Genomic DNA, 3025 nt, shown 5'->3' with positions numbered 1-3025 from the left:
GGCTCGCCGAGCTCGTCGCCCGCCACGAGCGCGTCGAGGTGCTCGACCTCGCGGCCGGCTCGCAGGTCGAGGACGGCTACCGCGCCGCCGAGGACGTGCTCTCGTCGAGCGCGACCGCCGTCATCGCCTTCAACGACCTCGTCGCCCTCGGCCTCCTCGCCCGGCTCCGCGAGCTCGGCGTCGACGTGCCAGGTGAGATCTCGGTGGCCGGCATCGACGACATCCCGCTCGCGCGGTTCTCCGCTCCGGCGCTCACCACCATGTCGGTGCCGCGCCTCGAGCTCGGCGCCCAGTCGTGGCGGCGCCTGCGCGATGCCATGGCCGGCTCGCCGGCGACGCATCCGCTCTCCTACCGGGCGATCCTCGAAGCGCGCGGGAGCACGGGACCCGCGCCCGAGGCGTCGGGCTGGCTGTCGCCCGGCCGTCCGGTGCTGCGCATCGGCGACCGGGTGGTGGCCCGCTACGAGGAGGGCACGAGCATCGACTCGGTGCTCTCCCCGCGGCCCTACCTGCACCCCGTCGAGACGCTCGGCGGCGTTCGCGTGACCGACAGCCACCCCACCGACCACCTGCACCACTTCGGCATCGGCGTGGCCCTACCCGATGTCAACGGCACCTCGTACTGGGGCGGTCGCACCTACGTGCAGGACGTGGGCTCGGTCATGCTCGAGAACCAGGGCGCGCAGCGACGCGACGCGCTCACGGTCGACGACGACGTGTTGGTCGAGCGGCTCACCTGGATCGACGAACGCGAGGTGGCGCAGCTCAGCGAGGTGCGCGTGCTCACGGGGCGTCCGGCCCGTGTCGGCGAACGCGACGCCTGGACGCTCGGCTGGCGCAGCACGCTCGCCGCGAACTTCGGCGCGCTCACGCTGGGCTCCCCCGCGACGAACGGCCGCGAGGGCGCAGGCTACGGCGGCCTGTTCTGGCGGTTCCCCCGGTGGGACGCCACGGTGATCACCCGCGACGGCGAGGGCGAACGCATCGCGCACGGCTCCACGTCGCCCTGGCTCGCCGTCGTCGACGCCGGACGCCGGGTCACGGTGCTGCTCGCGCAGCCCGAGGGCCGGCCCGCGCTGCCGTGGTTCGCGCGGGTCGACGAGTACCTGGGCATCGGCCCCGCCGTGGCGTGGGACGAGGTCGTCTCGGTGCCCGAGGGCGGCCGGCTCGAGCTCGGCATCGACGCCCTGCTCATCGATCGCGCGATCACGGATGCCGCAGAGCTCGAGCAGCTGGCCTCGACGCTCGGCGCCGCGGTGAACACGCCGGTCTCCGGCCTCGAGACGGGGCTCGTCGCCAACCCGGCCCGACACTCGTGATCGGCCGGATGCCGCGCATCGGCCTCGCGGGCGTGCACGGCCACGGCGCCAGCCACGTGCGCGCAGCACGGGAGCTCGAACGCGAAGGACGCGCCGTGCTCGCCGCAGTGGCCGACCACCGACCACCGGGGCCCGACCTCGACGGCGTCACGGCGTACCGCGAGGCGAGCGACATGATCGCCGCGGAGGGACTCGACATCGTGGTCCTGTGCACACCGATGCACACCCACCTCCCGCTCGCCGAGCAGGCGCTGCTGCACGGCGCGCACGTGCTGCTCGAGAAGCCGCCGACCCCGACGCTCGACGAGTTCCATCGTCTGCTCGCGGCGAGCGGGGCGACAGGGCGGGCGGTGCAGCTCGGCTTCCAGAGCCTGGGCTCGGCCGCCGTCCCGGCGATGCGCGACCTCATCGCCGCCGGGGCCATCGGCGATCCCGTGCGCTACGGCGCCCTCGCGACCTGGGTGCGGAACGTCGACTACTGGCGGCGGGCACCATGGGCAGGGCGCGGCACGCTCGACGGGGTGCCGGTGGTCGACGGCGCCGTCACGAATCCCCTCGCGCACGCGGTGGCCACGGGCCTCGCGGTCGCCGGGGCCACGCGCGAGGAGGACGTCGCCGCCGTGCGGCTCGACCTCTACCGGGCGAACGACATCGAGGTCGACGACACCTCGTCGCTCGTCGTCGACCTCGCCGGCGGCGCGACCCTCGCTGCTGCGCTCAGCCTCACCGCGCCACGGCGCAGCGAGCCGTGCATCATCGTCGAGGGCACGGCCGGGCGCCTCGTGCTCTGGTACACGCTCGACGTCATCCAGCTCGTCGAGCCCGGCTCCGACGTGCCCGTCACGAGCATCCATCCCCGCACGGGGCTCCTCGCGAACCTCGTCGACCACGTCGTCGACGGCACCCCGCTGCTTGTGCCGGCGGCATCCACAGGCGCGTTCATGCGCGTGCTGGAGGCGGTGCGGGAGAACGGCCCGCCCGCCCGAATCGCCGCGCGGCACCTGGAGCGCGTCACCGACGACGAGGGCACGCACCTCGTGGTGCAGGAGCTCGAGCGCTGGAGCGCCCGCGTCGTCGCCGAGGGCCGCACGTTCACCGAGATCGGCGCGCCGTGGAGCCGGGTCGGCTGAGGTCGGCCGTCGTCTCAGGGACAGCCCGGTGGTCGTCTCATGGTCGGCGTCGTAGCGTCCCCAACGGGCGACCTGCGGTACCGATCCGGACCGCGCACGGCCCCACCGATGAAGGAGGGCACCATGACCACCGAGACCGCTGCCGCCTCAGGCGCGGCGATCAGCGCCGCCGACGGGATCACGCTGCAGAGGGTCGCCCGCGCGGGCGGCTACACGGGTCCGAACGACGGCATCCCGGGGCCGAACACCTGGAAGGCCCTGCAGCAGACCGGCAAGGGATACGGGTACGCCGGCAGCATCGACGGCTCGCCTGGGCCCGACACGTACCGGGGCGTCCAGCGGCTCGCCGCCAAGGGCGGCTACACAGGCCCCATCGACGGCGTCATGGGACCCGGGTCGTGGAAGGGCGTGCAGACCGTGCTCACTGGCTTCGGCTATGCCGGCCCGATCGACGGCGTTCCCGGAACCGACACCTGGCGGGCGCTCCAGGTGCTCGCCMGCATCGGCGGGTACTTCGGCCCCTACGACGGCGTCCTCGGGCCGAACTCCTGGAAGGGCGTGCAGGTCGTGCTCACG

Annotated in this window: 3 protein-coding genes; all 3 read left to right on the top strand. The window is 74.0% G+C overall.

Annotated elements, in window-relative coordinates:
- A partial coding sequence (locus tag AC1DY2_RS17940) for a DUF6807 family protein (RefSeq protein WP_476763646.1) occupies positions 1–1319 on the top strand: 1319 nt, incomplete at its 5' end.
- An 8-nt stretch (positions 1320–1327) separates the two neighbouring features.
- Positions 1328–2449 (top strand): Gfo/Idh/MocA family protein, encoded by a 1122-nt coding sequence (locus tag AC1DY2_RS17935; protein ID WP_476763645.1) that lies wholly within the window; start codon positions 1328–1330, stop codon positions 2447–2449.
- Between the two features lie 123 nt (positions 2450–2572).
- Positions 2573–3025: peptidoglycan-binding domain-containing protein (locus AC1DY2_RS17930; RefSeq protein WP_476763644.1), on the top strand; the 453-nt coding region annotated here is incomplete at its 3' end.

The organism is Agromyces sp. P1_H4 (assembly GCF_056405255.1).
Note: the sequence above shows the minus strand (reverse complement) of the source record. Positions and strands in the feature narration are given on the sequence as shown.